The sequence below is a fragment of the Streptococcus sp. SCPM-O-B-15304 (M98) genome (genome assembly GCF_058200215.1).
In genome coordinates this window covers 130,368-149,119 of record NZ_JBYQGQ010000002.1, presented here as the reverse complement: position 1 = coordinate 149,119, position 18,752 = coordinate 130,368, and the positions used below count along the sequence as shown (strand labels likewise).

Annotated in this window: 19 protein-coding genes and 2 tRNA genes; 3 read left to right on the top strand and 18 right to left on the bottom strand. The window is 39.5% G+C overall.

Annotation, left to right across the window (positions count from 1 at the left end; all coding sequences use genetic code 11):
- Positions 1 to 42: 42 nt before the first annotated feature.
- From AC3E7H_RS01890 to cshA, 18 genes are all read right to left on the bottom strand, one after another.
- A tRNA-Thr gene (locus tag AC3E7H_RS01890) sits at positions 43 to 115 on the bottom strand.
- 47 nt (positions 116 to 162) lie between these two features.
- The gene (locus tag AC3E7H_RS01885) at positions 163 to 624 is read right to left on the bottom strand and encodes a GNAT family N-acetyltransferase (RefSeq protein WP_007554548.1); all 462 of its coding nucleotides are present in this window, start codon (positions 622 to 624) and stop codon (positions 163 to 165) included.
- A 37-nt stretch (positions 625 to 661) separates the two neighbouring features.
- Positions 662 to 1,447: an ABC transporter permease gene (locus tag AC3E7H_RS01880; RefSeq protein WP_000760746.1), complete on the bottom strand. Its 786-nt coding sequence runs from the start codon at positions 1,445 to 1,447 to the stop codon at positions 662 to 664.
- 1 nt (position 1,448) lies between these two features.
- Entirely contained in the window at positions 1,449 to 2,267 is an 819-nt protein-coding gene (locus tag AC3E7H_RS01875) for an ABC transporter permease (RefSeq protein ID WP_000240155.1), read from the bottom strand.
- 1 nt (position 2,268) lies between these two features.
- Positions 2,269 to 3,261, bottom strand: coding sequence for an ABC transporter ATP-binding protein (locus AC3E7H_RS01870; protein WP_001240803.1), 993 nt, complete (start codon positions 3,259 to 3,261; stop codon positions 2,269 to 2,271).
- Positions 3,262 to 3,479: 218 nt separating this feature from the next.
- A complete protein-coding gene (locus AC3E7H_RS01865; RefSeq protein ID WP_000957736.1) occupies positions 3,480 to 3,887 on the bottom strand; it encodes a hypothetical protein in 408 nt (135 codons plus the stop codon).
- A 52-nt stretch (positions 3,888 to 3,939) separates the two neighbouring features.
- Positions 3,940 to 4,338, bottom strand: a complete 399-nt coding sequence (locus AC3E7H_RS01860; RefSeq protein WP_000100681.1) for a hypothetical protein — start codon at positions 4,336 to 4,338, stop codon at positions 3,940 to 3,942.
- A gap of 37 nt (positions 4,339 to 4,375) precedes the next feature.
- Positions 4,376 to 4,723, bottom strand: a complete 348-nt coding sequence (locus tag AC3E7H_RS01855; protein WP_000575572.1) for a hypothetical protein — start codon at positions 4,721 to 4,723, stop codon at positions 4,376 to 4,378.
- Positions 4,724 to 4,891: 168 nt separating this feature from the next.
- Positions 4,892 to 5,773: a class II fructose-bisphosphate aldolase gene (locus AC3E7H_RS01850; RefSeq protein ID WP_001019005.1), complete on the bottom strand. Its 882-nt coding sequence runs from the start codon at positions 5,771 to 5,773 to the stop codon at positions 4,892 to 4,894.
- A gap of 135 nt (positions 5,774 to 5,908) precedes the next feature.
- Positions 5,909 to 7,240 (bottom strand): sensor histidine kinase VncS, encoded by a 1,332-nt coding sequence (vncS, locus tag AC3E7H_RS01845; RefSeq protein WP_001254600.1) that lies wholly within the window; start codon positions 7,238 to 7,240, stop codon positions 5,909 to 5,911.
- Positions 7,237 to 7,893 (bottom strand): response regulator transcription factor VncR, encoded by a 657-nt coding sequence (gene vncR, locus AC3E7H_RS01840; RefSeq protein WP_000697930.1) that lies wholly within the window; start codon positions 7,891 to 7,893, stop codon positions 7,237 to 7,239. The genes vncS and vncR overlap by 4 nt, the downstream gene beginning before the upstream one ends.
- A 71-nt stretch (positions 7,894 to 7,964) precedes the next feature.
- Positions 7,965 to 9,344, bottom strand: a complete 1,380-nt coding sequence (gene vex3 / locus AC3E7H_RS01835) for an ABC transporter permease subunit Vex3 (RefSeq protein ID WP_000903010.1) — start codon at positions 9,342 to 9,344, stop codon at positions 7,965 to 7,967.
- Between the two features lie 43 nt (positions 9,345 to 9,387).
- Entirely contained in the window at positions 9,388 to 10,035 is a 648-nt protein-coding gene (gene vex2, locus AC3E7H_RS01830; RefSeq protein ID WP_000173721.1) for an ABC transporter ATP-binding subunit Vex2, read from the bottom strand.
- A 13-nt stretch (positions 10,036 to 10,048) separates the two neighbouring features.
- The gene (locus AC3E7H_RS01825; protein ID WP_007554556.1) at positions 10,049 to 11,326 is read right to left on the bottom strand and encodes an ABC transporter permease; all 1,278 of its coding nucleotides are present in this window, start codon (positions 11,324 to 11,326) and stop codon (positions 10,049 to 10,051) included.
- Between the two features lie 133 nt (positions 11,327 to 11,459).
- Positions 11,460 to 11,545, bottom strand: a tRNA-Leu gene (locus tag AC3E7H_RS01820).
- 81 nt (positions 11,546 to 11,626) lie between these two features.
- Positions 11,627 to 12,202, bottom strand: coding sequence for a cysteine hydrolase family protein (locus AC3E7H_RS01815; RefSeq protein ID WP_000158714.1), 576 nt, complete (start codon positions 12,200 to 12,202; stop codon positions 11,627 to 11,629).
- Entirely contained in the window at positions 12,202 to 12,990 is a 789-nt protein-coding gene (gene codY, locus AC3E7H_RS01810; RefSeq protein WP_000940720.1) for a GTP-sensing pleiotropic transcriptional regulator CodY, read from the bottom strand. Before codY ends, AC3E7H_RS01815 begins: the two co-directional genes overlap by 1 nt.
- Before the next feature lie 272 nt (positions 12,991 to 13,262).
- On the bottom strand, positions 13,263 to 14,840 hold the full coding sequence (gene cshA, locus AC3E7H_RS01805) for a degradosome RNA helicase CshA (protein WP_000671070.1): 1,578 nt from the start codon (positions 14,838 to 14,840) through the stop codon (positions 13,263 to 13,265).
- 339 nt (positions 14,841 to 15,179) lie between these two features.
- Between cshA and AC3E7H_RS01800 the strand changes: the two genes are divergently transcribed.
- The 3 genes from AC3E7H_RS01800 to gatD all read left to right on the top strand — a co-directional run bounded on the left by AC3E7H_RS01800 (position 15,180) and on the right by gatD (position 18,717).
- Positions 15,180 to 16,496, top strand: coding sequence for an FAD-containing oxidoreductase (locus AC3E7H_RS01800; RefSeq protein WP_000958915.1), 1,317 nt, complete (start codon positions 15,180 to 15,182; stop codon positions 16,494 to 16,496).
- Positions 16,497 to 16,591: 95 nt separating this feature from the next.
- On the top strand, positions 16,592 to 17,935 hold the full coding sequence (murT, locus tag AC3E7H_RS01795; protein ID WP_000770010.1) for a lipid II isoglutaminyl synthase subunit MurT: 1,344 nt from the start codon (positions 16,592 to 16,594) through the stop codon (positions 17,933 to 17,935).
- Positions 17,935 to 18,717 carry a lipid II isoglutaminyl synthase subunit GatD gene (gene gatD / locus AC3E7H_RS01790; protein WP_000263198.1) on the top strand — a complete coding sequence of 261 codons (783 nt, stop codon included), beginning with the start codon at positions 17,935 to 17,937 and terminating at the stop codon, positions 18,715 to 18,717. The genes murT and gatD overlap by 1 nt, the downstream gene beginning before the upstream one ends.
- Positions 18,718 to 18,752 lie beyond the last annotated feature (35 nt).

Below are 18,752 nucleotides of genomic sequence, written 5' to 3'. Positions count from 1 at the left end.
AACACTTTGCATATTCTTTGTCTTTCTTTACATTACTAAAAATGCCGATTGCAGGGATCGAACCTGTGACCTACGCGTTACGAGTGCGGTGCTCTACCAACTGAGCTAAATCGGCGAATCCACTTATAGTATAGCACTATAAGGAAGGATGTCAAGGGATTCTTAATCTATCTTTTTAATTAAAATCTGACAAGGATTTTGGGGTCCCCATAGTTGCGGAAAAATCTCTAATTTTTTAAAACCAAGACTGCGATAAAAGACATTTGTTCGGTCATAATCTTTATTAGAGCCTTCTGCTACTGTTTTCACTTGTAAATAATCAACGTTTTTACGTGCTTCACTTTCTAAAGTAGCAAGTAACTGACTACCAATTCCTCTACCTTGATAAGCTTTTTTTACTCCGAGACAGTCAATCTCTGCACAATCTTCACTAGAATATGATAAGCTTACAAATCCAGCCAAATCACTCTCCTGATAGGCAGCCCACACTTGCAAGTCCTTGGCTCCTTCGATATAGGCTTGCGTACTTTCTGGTATTCCAAACCATTCTGGCAAATTCTTTAAAACTTCAGCGACAACTGCCATTTTTTGATTGGCATCTTTCACTTCTTCAATTACAAACATCATAAAATCCTTTCATGATTTGGTCCAATTTTTGCTATTAAGAACCTGCACTTTCGTAAGCGTCTAATCCCCTATCCCAGAGTTTCAGAGAGATGCAAAAGAAGATGAGAGAAATCAGAATCAAACCACCAATATTAAAGAGTCCATCCTTGCCCTGCAAGAAATAGCTGGCAGGATAGTAGGCCGTAAAGGCAAAAGGCACAATAAAGCTAATTAACCAACGAAGGAGCGAATTGTAAATGGAAATCGGGTACTTGGCAAAATCATTAAACATATAGAAAATGTAAATCATGGCACCTGACTGCTTGGTCCAAAAAGCGATGCTGGCTGTTGCAATTTTCAAGGAAGTATAAATCAAGGTCGCAAAAGGAATACAAACTAGAAAAATCAGGAATTTGGGAAGAGTCCAAGCAATGCTAGTCGCCGTTGTCGCTAGTAAAATTCCACCGACCAAAAGTTCACCCAAGGCATCAATCTGAAAGGTCTCAACGAGGATGTGAAAGAGAGGATTGATAGGACGAGTCAGATACTTGTCAAACTCCCCTTTTCGAACTAGTCGTTGACCTAAAGCCCAGAGATTGTCAAAAAAGAGATGATCTAATCCCTTTGGAATTGAGGAAAATCCATAGATAAAGGCAATCTCTTGAAAGGTCCAACCTTCTAGCGAGGGGATGTGTTGAAAGATGACATTGAGAAACAAGAGGTTCAGGCCTTGAGTCAGAAAGACTCCCAACACACCAACCACAAAATCTACCTTGTATTCCATGATTTGCTTGATGTACTGTCTGATAAAAATCAGATGCATGCGTTGATATTTTTTCATACTAACCTCCCTGAATGGTGATAAATGACTGGACTCGCTTCCAAATCAACTGAGACAAGCCCACCATCACTATAAGCCAGAAAAGCTGAAGCAAAAGTGCCTGAAGAATCTGACTGGTATCGTATTTCCCAAGAATGATCATGACCGGAGTGTAAATCAAGGATGAGAAAGGTAAGAAGGAGAGAATATCTGAAACCACCTTTGGAAAAAAAGCCAAAGGAATCAAACTTCCTGACATAAAGGATACTAGTGAAGCCTTAAATACTTGAGAACCCCATAAATTTTTAAACACAAATGCTGAAAAACCAAAACAGATATTAAAGAAAAAGTTAATCAGATAAGCCAGCGTTAAGCTAAAGAGATAAAGAATGGTTAATCCCAGCACTTCCATAACCCCTTGCCCAGATAAAATTTTCATCAAGACAATAACACTTAAAAACGGCAGGCCAACAGAGATGAAAATCAACCACTTTGACCCAAGCTCAGTGAAAAGATAAGAGGCCGCAAAATGGACTGGTCTTAATAAGCGCATGATAATAGAGCCATCTTTTACCTCATCACCGATCATAAAGGAGCTATCTGACTCAGTTAATAAATTAGTCACAAAACTCATGATGATATAGAGGGTGATATCCGCCATACTGAAGCCCTGAATCAAAGGCTCTTGCGAGGAATCAAAGACAGCCTTCCAGAGATAAAATTCCACAAAAGCCCCCATGACATCGCCAATCCGATAAAGAAGAAAGTTTACTCGATAGGTAATCAACTCCTGAATCCCCGCATTGATAAAGGGTTTATAACGTCTCCACAATTTGACCATCTTAGAGCTCCTTTCGATAGAAGCGACGGATAATATCTTCAATATCCGTATCTACCATCTTCAAATCACGGACTTCAAAATCAGATAAGGTTTGCTTGATAATATCAGCTGATTGGTAGCGGGAACTATCAAATTCAATAGTCAGGTTATTTCCTTGTCTATCAATGGATATATCAGGTAAGCCTTCATAATGAGAGACGAGATGACTTTGACCTGGCGTCAGATCGAAGGAGAGAGTCTTCATCTTGCCAAATGTCTCCTTGAGCTGGCTCACCGTCCCATCAAAAATCTCCTGCCCCTTGTCAATCATAAAAATCCGATCACAGAGTTGCTCAATATCGCTCAAGTCGTGAGTGGTCAAGAGAATAGTTGTCTCTTCCTCCTGATTAATCTGGGTGATAGCACGTCGAATGTTATCCTTGACCGACACATCCAAACCAATAGTCGGCTCATCTAAAAAGAGAACTTTGGGATTGTGAAGCAAGGAAGCCGCAATGTCCGCCCGCATCCGTTGACCCAATGAAAGAGTCCGCACAGGATCCTTGATAAATTCCTTCAAATCCAAAACTTCATTCAAAAAGTCCATACGCTTATGGAAAAGCGAGTCTGGCACATCGTAAATCTCCTTCAAAACCGTGTAGGTCTCTTGCAGTGCCAAATCCCACCATAGCTGGGTACGTTGTCCGAAAACGACTCCAATATCCTTGACATAATCTTGGCGATTATCCTGGGGAATCTTGCCGTTAATCCGACAAAAACCAGATGTTGGTTTCAAAATCCCTGTTAGCATTTTGATGGTTGTCGACTTCCCAGCACCATTAGCTCCGATAAAGCCTAGAATCTGCCCTTTTGGAACTTCAAAGGTTAAATCCTTGACCGCTTCAAAGGTCTGCTTTTCAGGATGAATAAAGGAGCGCAAGGCTCCCTTCAAGCCCGGTTCCTTAACAGTCTTCACAAAATTTTTCTGAAGATGTTCCACTTCTATCATTGCCATATCTATCTCCCTTTAGTAAGAAATCGTTAAATCAAGCTCCTGAACATTCAAACACGACTTCTTATCTCCAAAAATCTGCCTTCTTTTTCAACATAAGGAAAGAAAGCCCTAATAACACCCTATTATAGTGCAAATGTCTAAGGAAAACAAGTGTTAATTCATATCGAAAATTTTTATCCCTAAGAAAAGATAAAAAGGTGATGCTACATCACCTCCCTCTACCAAGTTAAGTCTTCAATCATGCTTCTTACTTGTGAATCAAGAGTCTTATCCTTCTTAAGTTCTCCAACCAAAGCCTGAATCTGCCAGACTAGATTTGGATCATTGTCATTACAACATCGATGAAGCATCCAAATATTATGCAAGGTTGGCTTTTTACCAACTACTTCCATCAATAAATCCTCATAGCCTTGATGATAAAATCTCTCCACAAAGTGAACCAAGTAACCTGGAGAACCAAAATCTACTTCTGGATGCTCGGAAATAAATTCTAAAATGGGGGCAACCAAATCAAAGGGTTGATCATAAAGCTCCATAACATCCATAATCTCATCTGCCAACTCAAATTCTTGGTATTCAGTAATTGCATCTTGCAAAGCAACTAAAATCTCATCTCTAGTAAGCATCTGATTCTCCTTTTTCACTTTTCCATATCATATTTGTCTTTGAACTTTTTCTTCACTCATCAAACCTTGTTCGTAAGTAGTTTTCCAACTCTTTTTGGGATAAAACACTAGGAAGCTCCAACACATACTCATATCCTTCATCACAAAAGAAAACCTTCTCTTCAGCTGGAAACCATTTCCGAAGCCAGATGATGTAGGAGGCATAATCTTGTAATCTGTTCGTTGAATCAAAGTAATCAATCACAAAAACATTTTTATTGCTACTCAGTGAACTTTCCAAGGTAAGCTGAGGACTTTGATAATCCCAAGAAAGCGAGTAAGCTTTTTCGGGATTAGTTCTTTCTCTAACCATAATACCTGGGAATCTTTCTCTCAAAGCACGACAAAAGGCTTGTAAATCAAGGAATACGGGTTCTTTAGTCTCTACAAAGACAAAATCAGCAGTACTCATCAGTCTCTCCCCTTCTTTTTAAAACTGAAAACAGACCTTAACCATCAATGGCAAAATTCTTTAGAATTTCAAAGTCTTGCCCCTGATAATCAAAAGAAAAGATATGAATATCATCAAAAGTTTGATCACAGAAAGTAACGGTTTGTCTTTCTGGCTCGATGATGGGTTTACCCAATTTTTCAGTAGCTTCTTCATCTGTGAAATGACCATAAAATTCTTGTAAATGAGGCAGTATAAATGCAAGAATACGGGAAAGATTTTTATGGTAATTGGCTGCAAGCAACTGAGCTTCCATCTCAAAATTTCCACTTGGTTTTTCTTCCCAAGCTACAAGAACATCATCTACTTCATGTATGTAAGCTTGCAAGGACTGATCGAATATCATGGCTATTTTTCCTTTCAAAGGTTGATTTAAAAACTAGTTTTACCAAAAAATCCACTAAATGATTCGTTCCATCTTCATTATATCACTTTTTAAATAAGATTGAGAAGAGTTGGAAAATGAAAAACCCACCCTTACGGGCAGGTTTCTGTTATGTTTTGTTCAGCTAGATTAAGCTTTACCTTCTGAACCGAATACGTCGATACGTTCTTCAACTGATGCTTGGATAGCTTTTACACCGTCAGCCAAGAATTTACGTGGGTCGAAGAGTTTTTTCTTGTCGTATTCTGCTTCGTTTGCTTCGTAGTCACGAGCAAATTTACGAGTTGCGTTAGCGAATGCGATTTGGCATTCAGTGTTAACGTTAACTTTAGCAACACCAAGTTTGATAGCTGCTTGGATTTGGTCATCAGGAATACCTGAACCACCGTGCAATACGATTGGGAATCCTGGTACAGCTTCAGTCAATTTTTGCAAGTGGTCAAGGTGAAGACCTTTCCAGTTTGCTGGGTAAGGACCGTGGATGTTACCGATACCAGCTGCCAAGAAGTCAATACCAGTTGCAACCATTGCTTTAGCGTCTTCAATTGGAGCCAATTCACCGTCACCGATGATTCCGTCTTCTTCACCACCGATAGTTCCAACTTCAGCTTCTACTGATACACCATTTGCGTGAGCAAATTCTACAACTTTACGAGCTTTTTCAAGGTTTTCTTCAACTGGAAGGTGTGAACCGTCAAACATAACTGAAGTATAACCAACTTGAATACACTCAAGTGCATCTTCGTAGTGACCGTGGTCAAGGTGGATAGCTACTGGTACAGTGATACCCATTGATTCAACAAGGTTAGCGATCAAGTTGCGAGCAACTTTGTAACCACCCATGTATTTAGCAGCACCCATTGAAGTTTGGATCAAAACTGGAGCTTTTTTAGCTTCTGCTGCGCGCAAGATAGCTTGAGTCCACTCAAGGTTGTTTGTGTTAAATCCACCAACTGCATAACCGTTGTCACGAGCTGCTTGGACAAATTTTTCTGCTGAAACGATTGCCATTTTATCAGGCCTCCTGTATATTTTTATGGGACATCCCATTTACATTGTTCATTTTATCACTTTTTAGCAAAAAAAGCTAGTTTTTCCCATACTTTAGATTGAATTTCTTCCAATTAGATAGATGTAAACCCTTTCTTAATCACTTTCCAACTCGGTCTGAGGTAGCTTCATGAAAAATACTAGGTGATCTTCAGCTCTTTCAAAATGATAGTTAATTTCTTCATTTTCTAATAAACTTTTGACCACGAAAAGTCCCAAGCCAGCTCCCTTACTTTGTCGACTAGAAGCCGTAAAGGATTGTTCAAACTTATCTTGCTCCTCAGGTGTACAGGCGTTCTCAATGAAAACCCAACCATCTTTTGCTCCAATTTTTAGATAGCCTCCTTGAACAGAGTGTTTCACAGCATTACTGATAAGATTGGAAAGAATAAGCTTGAGTACAGAAGGATTTAGATAAGTTTGTTGGTTAGTCAGTTGATTGTCTACAGTGATTTCTCTCTCTTTGGCTAATAAGTCATAGTCCTTCAATAGAAGATTGGTCATATCCAAAAGATTGATTTCTTCCTTCTTATCTCGCAATTCCTGTACCGAAGAAAGGGATAGAATTTGCTGGACATGGTGACTTAAATCATCCACAATTCCTAGAGAAACTCCAAGGTAATGGTCTCTATCTTTATAACGTCCGATATTGGCTTGCATATTTTCCAGAAGAATCTTCAGACTAGCAAGAGGTGTCTTGAGCTCATGGGAAGCACCTCTCAAAAACTCTACCTTCATTTTTTCTAGTTGGAGGATTGCCTCATTTTTCTCATGCAAGTCTGCAATAACGGTCAAGAGATGCTGATAGAGACTATTAATCTGGTCTTTGAGATCACCAATCTCATCCTTGGAATCCACGCGCAAGCGTACTTGAGCATCCAAGTCCATCATCCGTCGAGTCACTCGTTTGATTTCCAAAATCGGAGCTACAATGGTTTTCGCATAGATAAAGGCGATGAGGAGCGAAATGATGAAAGACGCTAATAAAGTATAAGGCAGAAATTGAAGACTGATGTCTTCTGCTTCTTTCTGCAAATCCATAGAGGCTAAAAACTGCAAGGTCATAGTCTGACCATCCTTGGTTTGAACTTCTCTTTCCTCAATGACCAAGGAGGCTGTTTGTCGTTCTTTATCAATGGGAAGATTGTCCTTGACCTCCAACTTATCTTGGGTCATCTCTCCCTTGATAGATCCCTTAATATCACTACTTTGAGAATAGAGTTCAAGGACTTCCTGGATAGTTTGACTGTCCTTTCCTTGGAGGGATTGTGCAATTTCGGTAGCCTTGAGGCCTATGCTCTCCTGACGGTGACTGAGATAGGTCGATGGAAAGAGGAAATAGATGGCCAAATGCAAACAAATGACCAAGGTAGAAAATACCGAGAAGGTATAGATAAAAATTTTTTTAAATAAACCTGAACGTCTCATTTTCTCTCCAATTTATAACCAACGTTGCGCACGGTAAGAATACAGTCTAAATCCAATTTTTTCCGTAGTTCCTTGATATAGACATCGATCACTCTGTCAAAAGGGATCTCATCTGTCATCTTCCATACAGCATCGATAATCTGCGACCGTGTTAAGGCTCGACCTTCATTTTTAACCAGATAGTCTAAAATTTCCAGTTCTTTTGCATTCACTGCAACCTCTTGGCCAGCCACTTTGGCGCTATAACTGTCAAAGTCTACCTCGGTGTCTCTATAGGTAAAAATACGACCAGTATCATAATAACGTTTAAAGATGGCATCCACTCGTACTTTTAACAAAGATAGAGAAAAAGGCTTTTCCAAATAACCATCTGCTAATGCAGCAAAGGCACTCATCTTATACTCCTCGTCTTGAAAAGCTGTCAACATCAAAACAGGAACTTGACTGGTCTTGCGGATTTCTGATAAGACCTCTAAACCATTGAGTTTAGGCATTTGAATATCTAGGAGAACCAAGGCAACCTGATGATGAGAAAATTGTTCTAAGGCCTCAAGGCCATCTGCTGCCTGAAGGGTTTCATAGCCACAATCCGCCAAGTAATCACTAATTCCCTCACGGATCATGTCTTCATCTTCTACAATTAGAATTTTCATATAAATCCTTTTCTAACAAAAATGCTACCTATATTATATCTCATTTGAGTGAGAATAGGTAGCAGATTTTTTTATTCACTATCCAACAAGAGTTCTTTTGGTTGTTTAAAGAGGAGATTGCTGGAAGCAAGTGCCATAACTAGTACTACTAGAACCAAGCCAAGTACAAAGATGATGGCAAAGTCTGAAGGTTGAATAGAAATATCCAAACTTGAAAGAGTCTTGCTAAAGCCGTCAACTTCTGCACCACCACCGAGATTGGAAGCTTGGGCTGCCTTACTTGCCTGCTTAGCCACATCTGATGTGACATTGGCTAGTACTGTATTTCCAATAGCACGAGCTGTATAATTAGCTAGGAAGTAGGCTGAAATGAGAGCTGGAATAGCAATCATAACTGCTTCTGTGATAAATTGACCTAGAATACTTGCTTGTTTAAGACCAATTGAAAGGAGAATTCCAACCTCTTTACGACGGGCGTTAATCCAAAGTGTGAGTAAGAGAGCAAGTAGTAGAACAGAAAAGCTCAAGCTACCCCAGAAAAGCAGATTAGCCATCTTGTACATGCCGGAGATGGATTGTTCAAGGGCAGGATAGTTAGATGAACTCTTAATCAAGCTATACATTTTCCAGTTGATGCCGTTTATTGACCCTAGTTCTTGCATGACACTATCTAGGTTCTTATCTCCAGCTACAAAGAAGGTAGCATCGCCATAGATAGCTGTATCTTCAGTATAACCATAGAGCTGGGCAGCTGTGTGAATATCTGTGATAGCTGTATTCTCATAAAGTTCTTGTGAGTAGGTCACAGCAGATTTGTTATGTCCATCAAAGAGTCCTTTGATCGTTACTTCTACTGTTTCCTTGGCTCCTTTTTCATTATCGGCATCGTAAATATTGGAGTTCAGTTTGACCTTATCTCCTACCTTCCAGCCATGTTTAGCAGCCAAGTCTTTGTGCATGAGAATCTGGTATTTGTCATCGTTTGTTAAATGCTCACCTTCAACTAGTTTGTAAGAGCCTGATACAAACTTGTCTTCTTTAGAAGAGTCATTAACACCTGTTATCATCAAACTACTTCCAAAACGTTGAGCTCGATCTGGCGTTAGATTTTTCTTGGTTTCAGGTGTCTCAATCAATTCGTAGCCTGTTAAATCACCGATAGCATTGATACGTTTGATGTAAGATTCGATGGCCTTATTTTCAGTAATTTTTTTAATATCTTCACCCTTGATATTCCCTGCACCACGTGGAGTTCCTTGGTTAACTCTACGATTGATTTGCATAGAAAAACTATTGGTGATATTCTTAAAGGTTTCTTGAGAAGCCTTGGCTGTCGCACCCTTGATAGACAAGCCGATCAAACTCAAACTAGCCATCAAGAGAATGATGAGAAAGATCACAAGCGACTTAAAAAATTTTCTTGTGACATAGGCAAATGCGTTGTGTAACATAAGATTCCTTTCTAGATTTACTTCGCTTATATATTTAAAAGTTTTAGTTACTATTTCTTCTTGTTTCTGTCAGCTTTTTATCCTTCAATTCCAGTGTAATATCTGACGCCTGTGCTACTTCCTTACTGTGGGTCACAACGATCACACACTTGCCTGTTTTCTCAGCAAGAGATTTGAGCAGGTCAATGATATCCCCAGCTGTCTTAGGATCTAGGTTTCCTGTTGGTTCATCCGCTAAAATCACTGGTGCTTCCGATACAAGGCTACGAGCAATGGCCACCCGTTGTTGCTGCCCTCCTGATAATTGGAGAACATTCCGCTTGATTTGACTTTCATCTAAACCAAGTTCAAGAAGGATATCCTTGCTAGCTTTTTTATTAACCAAGCGGATATTTTCCAATGGAGAAAGATAATCAATCAAGTTATAGTTTTGGAAAACCAAAGAGATATGGTGCATGCGATGATAAGAATAACCTTGTTCACGAATATCCTTGCCTTCGAATAAGATAGCTCCTTCGACTGGGCTATCAAGTCCTGCTAATAGAGATAAGAGTGTTGACTTCCCAGCTCCTGAGTCTCCGATAATACTATAAAACTTGCCTGGTTCAAAATCGTAATTGATTTTATATAATACTGCTTCTGCAGTGTTCTTGTAACGATAAGTAAGATCTTGTAATTGTAGTAAAGTCATGATTTCTCCTTTATTAACTGATGGATGATAAAATTTCTTTCGGTGATTTTCTAAATAAAAAGATAAAACAAAGTGCAACTGACAAGGAGCTAATCACAAGGAGAAAGACATAAGATTCTCCAAATGAAAGAAGACTTGTTGAAAGATTAGTCGCTTTGGCCAGTGTATCTTGTAATGCGACTTGATCGCCACTTGCTAGTACAGTTTTTAAAAGATAGGAAGTAATGGCATTTCCTGCAAGAAATGCTGGTAAAATTGCTGCCAATGAAACCAGGATAACTTCCAGGCAGAATTGACTAAAGATTGCTATTTTTCCTTTTCCTAGCGCCAATAAAATACCAACCTCGTAGACTCGCTCTCGTAACCAAAGTGACAAGACCAAGACCAGAGCTCCTACACCAGCAATCATAATACCATAGAGGAAAATTTGTAGGAAGGTTTGGAAGGTCGAAACTGAATCCTTGATTTGTTCAAAGGCCTTATTTTCCTTTTCCACTTGAAAGCCTTGATTTTCAAGAGATAACTTTTCAACCTCTTGAATGATGTCATCCATATCTTTGGGATTTTCAAGATAGAAACGGGCTGCAGTGATTTGATCTTCCTTATTTCCAAGAAGAGTTTGGCTACTTTCGAAGTCTGTATAGACCGTGTTTTCACTAAAATCTGAGCTAAGACCAGTGAATTTTTCTTGCTTCTTACCTGAGAAAATACCTACGATTTCATAGTCTAGCCTTTGTCCACTATTTCCTTCCACTTGAGCAGGATTTAAGCTAATCTTATCCCCAAGTTTTAAGTTATTCTTCTTAGCTAATTCTTCATGGACTAAGATTTTTTTACTGTCCCCTTTTTCGAGATGTCTTCCTTCTTTAAGGGTAAAGGCAGAGCTTGTAAAGGAGACATCCTTAGAAGAATCTTCTAAAGCAATCAAAGTGATAAGATTTTTTTCAGCCTCTGTCAAATCATCCCTTTGGATACTTTGTTCTCCAGTAATGACTTCTTTGTCAGTTAACTTGGCTATTGTTTCAAGCTCAGGTGAAATCTTCTCAAGGCCCTTTATCTTTTTAAGGTCATCTAGTTGAGACAGTTGAAAAGTCTGATCTGCTTCTATTCTTTTAATAGAAAAAGATGTATTCAATGAACGATAGAGATTATTTTCTACTGTTTGGTTGGACTTCATAAGCGTCAAACAAGCCGATATTCCTGCCAATAAAACAAATAGAATCAAGAATAATATGAGACTTCTCAGTCGTTTTCTGCTGATGTAAGCCCAAGCTCTTTGAGTGGGATTCATATAGCACCTCCATGTTTCTAAGTCTATTATAATATCCAAATATGAAATGTTTATGAAATCACAAAAAAAGAGCAAAATCTTTGCCCTTGTTTATATAAAAATAAAGAGCTAGCTGAAGCTAACTCTTTTCCTATGCGGAAAGAGGGACTTGAACCCTCACGACCTAAAGCGGTCACAGGATCCTTAGTCCTGCGCGTCTGCCAATTCCGCCATCCCCGCGTCGATTACTTTACTAGTATATCAACTTTCACAAACTTTGTCAACACTTTTTTCAGATTTTTTTCATTTTTTTTGAATACATTATTCTTTGATTTCAACTAGGTTTTCATCAAGGAGTTTCGCTCCTAATGTATTCTTAAAATGTCCAAGTGCAAACTGGTGGTTTTCAGGCCAAATAGATGCGACTGCTGGCTTAACAACTTCTATCTGATAACCCAGATTATAGGCATCGATAGCCGTATGCAATACACAGATATCTGTCAGAACACCTGTTAAAATGACTGTATCCACGCGACGCTCTCTCAGACGGATATCCAAATCTGTGCCAGAAAAAGCCGAATAGTGACGTTTGTCCATCCAGAAAACACGACTATCGCCAGCATATTCCTGATAGAACTCGGCTAACTTACCATATAGATTACGCCCGCTAGTCCCAATCAGATTATGAGGGGGAAATAGTTTACTTTCTGGATGAAAGACATCATTTTCCTCATGAGCATCAATGGTAAAGAAAATATAATCTCCACGGTCAAATGCTAATCTAGTCACCTGATTGATCGCTTCTGATATAGCTTGAGCAGGAGCTCCAGCTGTCAATTTTCCATGATCCGCTACAAAATCTTCTGTATAGTCAATCGAAATTAAAGCCTTAGTCATTAATAATCCCTCTTTTTCACTTCTTCAAAGATATCTGGGATCAAGACCTTAAGATAAGTTCCCTTCATCCCCAGTGAACGACTTTCAATAATTCCTGCAGATTCGAGTTTTCGAAGGGCATTGACAATCACAGAACGCGTAATACCGATACGGTCTGCAATGACTGACGCAGTTAATTGTCCTTCATTGCCATTCAATTCACCCAAAATAGCTGACACTGCTCGTAACTCAGAGTAAGAAAGAGTGTTGACTGCCATAGTTACGGCTGTACGACGACGGATATTTTTCTCGTCTTCTTCACGTTGGAAGTTCAAAAGCTGAATACCAACCACCGTACTAGCTATCTCAACAAGAATCAAATCCTCATCTTCGAATTTCTTATCATTACGCCAGATAATCAAAGATCCCAAACGAATCCCAGAAACATGGATTGGAGCAATTGTTGTCAAACCTTCTGAGAAATCTGCACGACTCTCAACTGGAAAGATGCTTAATTCGTGATCTACAGTCAGATTTGCTTCTGTATCGTAAATCATGTTTGCACCTTGAATATAGTCCTCAGGAAAAATTTTTGATTGGAAAAATTGCTCTACACGATCATTATTAGTCTTGTAACGCATGAAGTATCCCAAAAGACGTCCCTTACTATTTAGGATACAAGCGTTGCAATCAATAATATCCGCTAATTGGCGTGTGATGGCATTATATGGAAGATCATCTTGTAATTTCTCCTCCGCACGCTTCAGGATAGACGTAATTTTTCTCGTTTTTTCTAATAAATGTGCCATTTTTCACCTCGTATTTAATCGCTTCCATTATATCATAAATTGATCATTATTTCAATAATTATCTGAAAATTGTTTATTGAATTGCAATTCATGACTGTTCGAAAATTTTTACTAGTTTTTTCTAATTTTCTTGTTGACAGGTTCCTAAATTTTTGATAATATAATATTACAAGATAGCAAATATATAAATCTATTTTCTCGTATTAAACTTTTATTAACTCTCGGTCTCCTTATATATAAAAGCGATCCACCTCAGTGAACCGCTTTTTTTATTATTTATCACCCTTGTTACGGATTACAAAACCAGTTTTCTTCTCACTTGAAGTATTACGTGGTTTTTTATTATCCTTACGGTAACGTTTTTCCTTCTCAAAGCGGTCGTTTTTGCGACTGCCTTTTTTGAAATCATCTCGACGTTCACCACGACGATTGTCGCGACGGCGATCACGATCTCGACGATCCTCACCACGACGTCCTCCCTTGCCTTTACCACCGAAGCCATTACCTGATGGTTTAAATGGCAGTGGTTTCTCACGCGCAATTTCAACTTCTGGAAGACTATCTGGATCCTGAACTGTCAAACTTAGGATGTACATTGCCAATTCTTCTGGGCTGAATTCAGCTGCAAGTTTACGGGCATCTTTTGCGAATTTGTCAAAGTTTCCACGAACAGTCTCTTCAGCAAAGTCACGTTCAATTTTCTTCAACGCAACATGCTTTTTAGCTTGGAAGGCTTCTTCTGCTGTCGCTGGTTTCAACCCCTTCATGCGTTTCTTGGTCAAGTTTTCGATGATTTGAAGATAGCCCATCTCATTTGGTGCTACGAAAGTAATCGATTGACCTGACTTACCAGCACGACCTGTACGACCAATACGGTGAACATAGCTTTCAGGATCTTGTGGGATGTCATAGTTGTAGACATGTGTTACACCAGAGATATCCAAACCACGAGCTGCTACGTCAGTTGCTACGAGGACATCCAGGTTACCATTTTTGAAATCACGAAGGACACGAAGACGTTTGTTTTGGTCAAGGTCTCCATGAATCCCTTCAGCACGGAAGCCACGGATTTTCAGACCACGAGTCAACTCATCCACACGGCGTTTTGTCCGTCCAAATACGATTGCCAGTTCTGGTTGCTCTACGTCCATGAGACGAGTCATAGTGTCGAATTTTTCTTGTTCCTTAACACGGATATAGTACTGGTCAACTAGTTCTGTGGTCAACTCTTTAGCCGCAATCTTCACATGCTCAGGTTCTTTCATGAACTGAACCCCGATACGTTTGATAGCTTCTGGCATAGTTGCTGAAAAGAGTAAAGTTTGACGATTTTCTGGGACACGTGAGATGATGGCTTCAATATCCTCAAGGAAGCCCATGTTGAGCATTTCGTCTGCTTCATCAAGGATTAGAGTTTCAATATCTTGCAATTTCAATGCCTTGCGTTTGATCAAATCTAGGAGACGACCTGGTGTTCCCACCACGATATGGGCACCAGATTTAAGAGCCTTAATTTGTTTTTCAATGCTTGAACCACCATAAACAGAACGGACTTTTACACCCTTGCTTCGACCAAAACGGAAGAGTTCTTCCTGACTTTGCACAGCTAGTTCACGTGTTGGTGCAATGACCAAAGCTTGAATGGTTGCTTCTTCTGTACGAATCTTTTCAAGGGTTGGCAAGCCAAAGGCTGCGGTTTTTCCTGTACCTGTTTGAGCTTGTCCGATAACATCTTTTCCTTCAAGAGCCAGAGGAATGGTTTGCTCTTGGATAGGACTTGCTTCTACAAATCCTGCTTTTTCAATTTCTGCTAATAAATCAGCAGAAAGGTTAAATTCATTAAATTTCACGTTATTCTTCTTTCTAAAGATGGTGCGAAGCCATCCTATAGCGCTTAGTTTATACTTTTCTTGTCATGACGTACTTTCATATCTTTTATGAAAGACCGTGTTGCTTCTTTTCCACTAAAGAAAAGTACTGCTTTTTTGCAACCTATCTAGTATAACACAAGAGAGGGTCAAAAGATAGTCTAACCTCCTGATTAAATCATGTAAACGATTTTTCTATCGATTTTCTTCACTCAAAAAGTATTTGTTAGAGCATTCGGTTCCTGAAACTATTTTCCGTAGCAGATTTGTGCAAAAGTTTTTTTCTTGTGCTAGAATGAAAATCGAACAGGAGGAATAAAAATGTTAACATACGATTTAATTGTAATAGGATTTGGTAAGGCAGGTAAAACGCTTGCTGGAAAACTAGCTTCAGCTGGTAAAAAGGTTGCCCTTATCGAACGTAGTAAGGCGATGTACGGTGGAACTTGTATCAATATCGGTTGCATCCCAACTAAAACCTTGCTAGTTGCTGCTGAGAAAGACTTGTCTTTTGAGGAAGTCATGGCTACTAAAAATACGGTTACTACACGCCTCAATGGAAAAAATTATGCTACTGTAGCTGGTACAGGTGTAGATATCTTTGATGCTGAAGCACACTTTGTCTCAAACAAGGTTATTGAAATTCAAGCTGGTGATGAAAAACAAGAACTAACAGCTGAAACTATCGTCATCAACACTGGTGCTGTTTCAAATGTATTACCAATCCCAGGTCTTGCTACAAGTAAGAACGTCTTTGACTCAACAGGAATCCAAAACTTGGAACAATTGCCTGAAAAACTTGGAATTCTTGGTGGTGGAAACATTGGTCTTGAATTTGCTGGTCTTTACAACAAACTCGGAAGCAAGGTAACAGTCTTAGATGCAATGGACACTTTCTTACCTCGTGCAGAACCTTCCATCGCAGCTCTTGCTAAACAATACATGGAAGAAGACGGCATCGAATTGTTTCAAAACATCCATACTACTGAAATCAAAAACGATGGTGACCAAGTTCTTGTTGTGACTGAAAATGAAACCTATCGTTTCGATGCCCTTCTCTATGCAACAGGACGTAAACCAAATGTTGAACCTCTACAACTTGAAAATACAGATATTGAACTAACTGAACGTGGTGCTATCAAGGTGGACAAACATTGTCAAACAAACGTTCCTGGTGTCTTTGCAGTTGGAGATGTCAACGGCGGCCTTCAATTCACTTACATTTCACTTGATGACTTCCGTGTTGTATACAGCTACCTTGCTGGTGATGGCAGCTACACCCTTGAAGACCGTCTCAATGTACCAAATACTATGTTCATCACACCTGCACTTTCACAAGTTGGTTTGACTGAAAGCCAAGCTGCTGAATTGAAGCTTCCATACGCTGTTAAGGAAATCCCTGTTGCAGCTATGCCTCGTGGACATGTAAATGGTGACCTTCGTGGTGCCTTCAAAGCTGTTGTCAATACTGAAACAAAAGAAATTCTTGGCGCAACTATCTTCTCTGAAGGTTCACAAGAAATCATCAACATCATCACTGTTGCAATGGACAACAAGATTCCATACACTTACTTCACAAAACAAATCTTCACTCACCCAACCTTGGCTGAGAACTTGAATGACTTGTTTGCGATTTAATAGATTTAATAATAGAAAGCAGCCCTCCTTGGGCTGTTTTTCTTTTTCTAAAATCTCAAATCTGTCTTTTTCAGCATTTATGATATAATAGAAACATGAAATTAAAAACTACTTTGGGCCTTCTTGCTGGGCGTTCTTCTCACTTTATTTTGAGTCGTCTTGGACGTGGAAGTACGCTGCCTGGAAAACTTGCCCTTCAATTTGATAAAGATATTTTACAACATTTAGCGAAGAACTATGAGATTGTTGTGGTAACTGGTACCAATGGAAAAACCTTGACAACCGCTCTCACTGTCGGTATCCTTAAGGAAATTTATGGTCAAGTTTTAACTAATCCAAGTGGTGCCAACATGATCACAGGGATTACAACGACTTTCTTGACTGCAAAATCTTCAAAAACTGGAAAAAATATTGCGGTTCTTGAAATCGATGAAGCTAGTCTCTCACACATCTGTGACTATATCCAGCCTAGTCTTTTCGTCATTACCAATATCTTCCGTGACCAAATGGACCGCTACGGTGAGATTTATACGACCTACAACATGATTTTGGATGCTATTCGAAAAGTTCCTACTGCTACTGTTCTGCTGAATGGTGACAGTCCTCTTTTCTACAAGCCTGCTATTCCAAATCCTGTTCAGTATTTTGGCTTTGATATGGAAAAAGGTCCAGCAAAGCTTGCTCACTACAATACTGAAGGTATTCTCTGCCCAGACTGTCAAAGTATTTTGAAATATGAGCTTAATACTTATGCCAACTTAGGAGCTTATATCTGCGAAAACTGTGGATGTAAACGCCCTGACTTGGATTACCGTCTGACAGAATTGGTTGAGTTAACCAACAATCGCTCTCGCTTTGTTATTGACGGACAGGAATACGGTATTCAAATCGGTGGACTCTACAATATCTACAATGCTCTGGCTGCGGTTGCTATTGCGCGTTACCTTGGTGCTGATTCTCAACTGATTAAGCAAGGATTTGATAAGAGTCGAGCTGTTTTTGGACGCCAAGAAACCTTCCAAATCGGTGACAAGGAATGCACACTGGTTCTCATCAAGAATCCTGTTGGTGCTACCCAAGCTATTGAAATGATAAAACTCGCTCCTTATCCATTTAGTCTATCTGTTCTCCTCAATGCGAATTATGCAGACGGGATTGATACCAGTTGGATTTGGGATGCTGATTTTGAACAAATTACTGAGATGGATATCCCAGAAATCAACGCCGGTGGCGTTCGTCATTCTGAAATCGCTCGTCGTCTTCGAGTAACTGGTTATCCAGCTGATAAAATCACTGAAACAAGTAGTCTGGAACAAGTTCTTAAAACGATTGAAGTCCAAGACTGCAAACATGCTTATATCCTTGCGACTTATACTGCTATGCTGGAATTCCGAGAATTACTGGCCAATCGTCAGCTTGTTAGAAAGGAGATGAACTAATGGTTTATACTTCACTTTCCTCAAAAGACGGCAACTATCCTTACCAGCTAAATATCGCCCACCTCTATGGCAATCTCATGAATACCTACGGGGATAATGGGAATATCCTCATGCTCAAGTATGTGGCTGAAAAGCTAGGTGCTCACGTAACAGTTGACATCGTTTCTCTCCACGATGACTTTGACGAAAATCACTATGATATCGCCTTTTTCGGTGGTGGTCAAGACTTTGAACAAAGTATCATTGCTGGTGATTTGCCTGCTAAAAAAGTAAGCATCGATAACTTTATCCAAAATGATGGTGTTGTTCTAGCTATCTGTGGTGGCTTCCAACTATTGGGTCAATACTATATCGAAGCTTCTGGAAGACGTATCGAAGGTCTCGGTGTTATGGGACACTATACACTCAACCAAACCAACAACCGCTTCATCGGTGATATTAAAATTCATAACGAAGAATTCGATGAAACCTACTTTGGCTTTGAGAACCACCAAGGCCGTACCTTCCTCTCAGATGACCAAAAACCACTCGGTCAGGTCGTATACGGAAACGGAAATAATGAAGAGAAAATTGGCGAAGGCGTTCACTATAAAAATGTCTTTGGTTCTTATTTCCACGGACCTATTTTATCCCGTAATGCAAACTTAGCCTATCGCTTGGTCACTACTGCCCTCAAGAAAAAGTATGGTCAGGACATCGTCCTTCCAGCTTATGAGGACATTCTCAGTCAAGAAGTTGCTGAAGAATACAGCGATGTGAAAAGCAAGGCAGATTTTAACTAAACTTCCTATTTCCAGCATGCCATAGGCTGTTGGAA